The sequence below is a fragment of the Synechococcus sp. OH2 genome, assembly GCF_047462155.1.
Classification (GTDB): domain Bacteria; phylum Cyanobacteriota; class Cyanobacteriia; order Thermostichales; family Thermostichaceae; genus Thermostichus.
Genome location: NZ_JANSIR010000108.1, coordinates 30,912 through 34,790, shown reverse-complemented (window position 1 = coordinate 34,790; position 3,879 = coordinate 30,912). Strand labels below are relative to the sequence as shown.

The following is a 3,879-nucleotide window of genomic DNA, read 5'->3' as shown; positions in this document are numbered from 1 at the left end:
ATCCGCGTGGAGCGGCAAGATCTGCCCTGGACAAGGGCTTACCCTCGCGGAGCCACTCTGACCCTGCCCATTGCCCATGGAGAAGGCCGCTACGTCTGCGATGGCGATACCCTCAAGCAGCTCCAGGATCGGGGGCAGATCGTCTTTCGCTATGCCCCGGTCGCCCCCAATGGCTCGGTGGATAACATCGCTGGCATTTGCGATCCCAGCGGTCGCATCCTTGGCTTGATGCCTCACCCGGAGCGGGCAGCAGATCCCGATTTGCCAGGGCAGGACGGGATCCCTTTTTGGCAGTCCATCGTAACCAGTCTTGCCAGTTGACTAAGACTGCTGGGCCTGAGCCAACACCTGGCGCACTTGGTTGACCATCTCCTCGTGATCCACTACTGGCTTAGCAATATAGCCATCGGCCCCACTCTGGGCCAGGAAGGCCTCGCGGTCGCCGCGCATGGCGTGGGCCGTTACCAAGAGGATGGGGATGGAGCTTGTTCGGGGATCCCCCTTCAACAGTTGGGCAATGCGGATCCCGTCCACTGCCTCGCCACGAAAGGTGCTTTGAGAGAGGGAGACATCCAGCAAAATCACGTCCACCTCGCGCGCCTGCGCCAGCCGTAGGATTTCCTCCACATCCTGGCTGTGAAAGACCTCAAACCCGCCTCGCCGCCGCAACACTTTGTCGAAAACGCGGGCGTTAATTGGATCGTCTTCCACCAGCAGCACTGTTGCCATCGCTAACCTAAAGTTGACTTAGTTGCGAACTCAAGCCCCGGCAATCCCCATAGTTCTGGAAACCGTCGCGAAGCAATTCTAGCGATCCTATTTGAGCAGTGGGACAAGGGCTCCCCCTCTAAGATACTGATAGCAATCTCAATAAAGCAGCACCAGCAGCTACCCCCTCTGCCAGCAGGAGAGGACAGCTACCGTTTTGAAAACAGCTTTGCTGGGTTGCCTGGGGGATACTCTACCAGCCTGGAACCGAGCGCTATCTGAAAACAAAACAAGGCCGGGGATTTTTCCGGCCTTGTCCGCGGTACAACTGCCGTCTCTTCGGGCCGCCTCGACCCGCTAACGCCCTCGGCAAGCCGACAGCAGCCCCTAGCTCAGGTTACTTCTTCTGAATCCTAGGAGTTTCGCGAAAGGCGACGGCAAAAAACAGAAGGCCCAACGTCAAAAACAGAATAAAGGTGTAGGTGATGGCTTCCATACCAACCTCCAAATCAAAGTTCTAAGGGGGCTTGACTCCAGATTAGCTCGGAACCGTCAGCACCCCATCTCCCAAGAGAAACAGAGTGCCGACGGTCATCCCGCGAGAAAGCCTTACGCTTCTTGCACCTTGCGAGTGGTGGGATCCCCCACTTTCTGGAAGACGCCGAATTCCACCATTTCCTCGCTCATGTTCGGGTCAATACCGGCGAACACATCTCGGAAGAGAGTACGGGCGCCGTGCCAAATGTGGCCGAAGAAGAACAGCAGGGCAAAGACCGCATGGGCGAAGGTAAACCAACCGCGGGGGCTGGTGTGGAAGGTGCCGTCGGCTTTGGGCGTTTCTCGGTCGAACTCGAAGAGCTGACCCAACTGGGCCATACGGGCGTACTTCTTAACCGTTGGCGGGTCAGTGAACACCTGACCGTCCAGCTTGCCGCCGTAGAACTCCACCGTCACGCCCACCTGCTCAAAGCTGTAGCGCGACTCGGCGCGGCGGAAGGGAATGTCTGCCCGCACCACACCATCGGCATCCCGCAGGATGACGGGGAACGTCTCGAAGAAGTTGGGCATGCGTTGCACCGTCAGCTCCCGACCTTCACGATCCCGGAAGACGGGGTAGCCTAGCCACTCGATGGCAATGCCGTCTCCCTTGTTCATGGGACCGGCCCGGAAGAGACCACCCTTGGCCGGGCTGTTACCCACGTAATCGTAGAAGAGCAGGGACTTGGGCAGAGAATTGTAGGCCTCGCTGCGGGTCATCCCAGCTTCCATAGCCGCATTGACGCGCCGGTTAATTTCCTGGTTGAAATAGCCGGAGTCCCACTGGTAGCGGGTGGGGCCAAACAGCTCCACAGGAGTCGTGGCACTGCCGTACCACATCGTGCCGGCCACCACAAAGCCGGCAAAAAACACGGCCGCAATCGAGCTGGACAGCACCGTCTCGATGTTCCCCATGCGCAAGGCCTTGTAGAGGCGCTGGGGCGGACGTACCGTAATGTGGAACAAGCCGGCAATAATGCCCACGATGCCTGCGGCAATGTGGTGGGCCACCACCCCGCCGGCATTGTAGGGGTTAAACCCGGCTGGCCCCCATTCGGGTGCTACTGGCTGGACGTGCCCTGTCGTCGCATAGGGATCGCTTACCCACATCCCTGGGCCAAACACCCCCGTCAGGTGAAAAGCCCCAAAGCCGAAACAAAGGATCCCGGCCAAGAGCAGGTGGATCCCAAAAATTTTCGGCAAGTCCAAAGCTGGCTCGCCGGTACGGGGATCCCGGAATAGCTCCAGATCCCAGTACACCCAGTGCCAGCAGGCGGCCAAAAAGAGCAACCCAGACAAAACAATGTGAGCAGTGGCTACCCCCTCAAACGTCCAGAAGCCGGGATTGGCCACGCTCTCGCCGTAGATATTCCAGCCGCCCCAGGAGTTAACCACCCCCAGCCGCACCATAAACGGCATGACGAACATGCCCTGACGCCACATCGGATTCAGGACAGGATCCGATGGATCGAAAATGGCCGTTTCATACAGCGCCATCGATCCGGCCCAACCTGCCACCAGGGCGGTGTGCATCAGGTGTACCGCGATCAGGCGGCCTGGGTCATTCAATACAACGGTGTGGACCCGGTACCACGGTAGTCCCATAAAACTCGATCCTCCACGTTCTCCAACACTTGCGCGATATCCAGTCAAAAACCTGAAGCCGACATCTTCACCTGGGATCCTGACCTAAGGAGTCTCTTCAGTGTCGAGGGGTGCCGCACCCACCTAACCCAAGAGCGCACCCAGTGAGGATATCGCTCTCAGAATTTTCATCACAGGCATCAAACAGTATAACGAAACGCAACTGACCTGAGCGGCTTCAGGCGGGATGCCCTCTTATTTGCCATCATCTTCCCAGATCTCTCGCCAAAGATTAAAAATATGACTTAAACTGTAACAATACTTAGCAAACTCTGGAGCTTCCCTGGCTCAGTCTAAAAGGTGTCGTGGTTTGGGCGAGGATATGGCAACGATTCGCTTTGTCAACGAAAATAGGGAGATTGTCGTCGCGGAAGGCGCTAACCTGCGCTTGAAGGCGCTGGAGAACCAGATTGACCTCTACAAGATGATGGCCAAGCTGCTCAACTGCGGCGGCAACGGCCAGTGTGGCACCTGTGTGGTGGAGATCGTCGAGGGAGCCGAGAACCTCTCTCCTCGCACCGAGGCAGAAAATCGCAAGCTCAAGCGCAAACCCGATACCTATCGTCTCGCCTGCCAGACCAGGGTATTGGGGGATGTCTCGGTAAGGACTAAGCCTTAAGCCTAGCTTTCCCTTTGGGCAAGGCGGACTTGAGGATGGTATGCTAGCTGCCAGTTGGGTTTGCGGCGTGTGCAGCTATGGAGACAAACTACCTAGGCCTCCTGGCCACCATTCTGGTTATCCTGGTGCCCTCAATCTTCCTGGTGATCTTGTACGTGCAGACTTCCAGTAAGTCGGAAAGCTGACCTAGGCCCACGAAGGCAAGTCTTACCTCCTGCTGAGGAACCAAGGCTCACACAGCGGGGCAGCTTGGTAGCCCCGTACTAAAGTACGGGGCAGAAAAGCCCGTTCGCGTTAGCGGGACGTAGTCCTTGGCGACTTGAGTCGCTCGCCAATGCCCCAATTCTAAGCAAAAACCCACCCCGGTGAAG

At 57.6% G+C, this 3,879-nt stretch carries 6 protein-coding genes; 3 read left to right on the top strand and 3 right to left on the bottom strand.

What is annotated here, in order from left to right; genetic code table 11:
• Nucleotides 1-321 (top strand): phosphoribosylformylglycinamidine synthase subunit PurQ (locus NW835_RS11070; RefSeq protein WP_414415309.1); only part of this gene is annotated, 321 nt, incomplete at its 5' end.
• Here the strand turns inward: NW835_RS11070 and NW835_RS11065 are convergent.
• The 3 genes from NW835_RS11065 to psbB form a co-directional block, all read right to left on the bottom strand.
• On the bottom strand, nucleotides 322-729 hold the full coding sequence (locus NW835_RS11065) for a response regulator (protein WP_414364102.1): 408 nt from the start codon (nucleotides 727-729) through the stop codon (nucleotides 322-324).
• 376 nt (nucleotides 730-1,105) lie between these two features.
• Nucleotides 1,106-1,204 carry a photosystem II reaction center protein T gene (locus NW835_RS11060; RefSeq protein WP_011429542.1) on the bottom strand — a complete coding sequence of 33 codons (99 nt, stop codon included), beginning with the start codon at nucleotides 1,202-1,204 and terminating at the stop codon, nucleotides 1,106-1,108.
• A gap of 113 nt (nucleotides 1,205-1,317) precedes the next feature.
• Nucleotides 1,318-2,850 carry a photosystem II chlorophyll-binding protein CP47 gene (gene psbB, locus NW835_RS11055; protein WP_414364101.1) on the bottom strand — a complete coding sequence of 511 codons (1,533 nt, stop codon included), beginning with the start codon at nucleotides 2,848-2,850 and terminating at the stop codon, nucleotides 1,318-1,320.
• 361 nt (nucleotides 2,851-3,211) lie between these two features.
• Between psbB and NW835_RS11050 the strand changes: the two genes are divergently transcribed.
• A complete protein-coding gene (locus NW835_RS11050) occupies nucleotides 3,212-3,508 on the top strand; it encodes a 2Fe-2S iron-sulfur cluster-binding protein (RefSeq protein WP_414364100.1) in 297 nt (98 codons plus the stop codon).
• A gap of 77 nt (nucleotides 3,509-3,585) precedes the next feature.
• Nucleotides 3,586-3,693, top strand: a complete 108-nt coding sequence (psbM, locus tag NW835_RS11045; RefSeq protein ID WP_011429539.1) for a photosystem II reaction center protein PsbM — start codon at nucleotides 3,586-3,588, stop codon at nucleotides 3,691-3,693.
• Nucleotides 3,694-3,879: the final 186 nt, after the last annotated feature.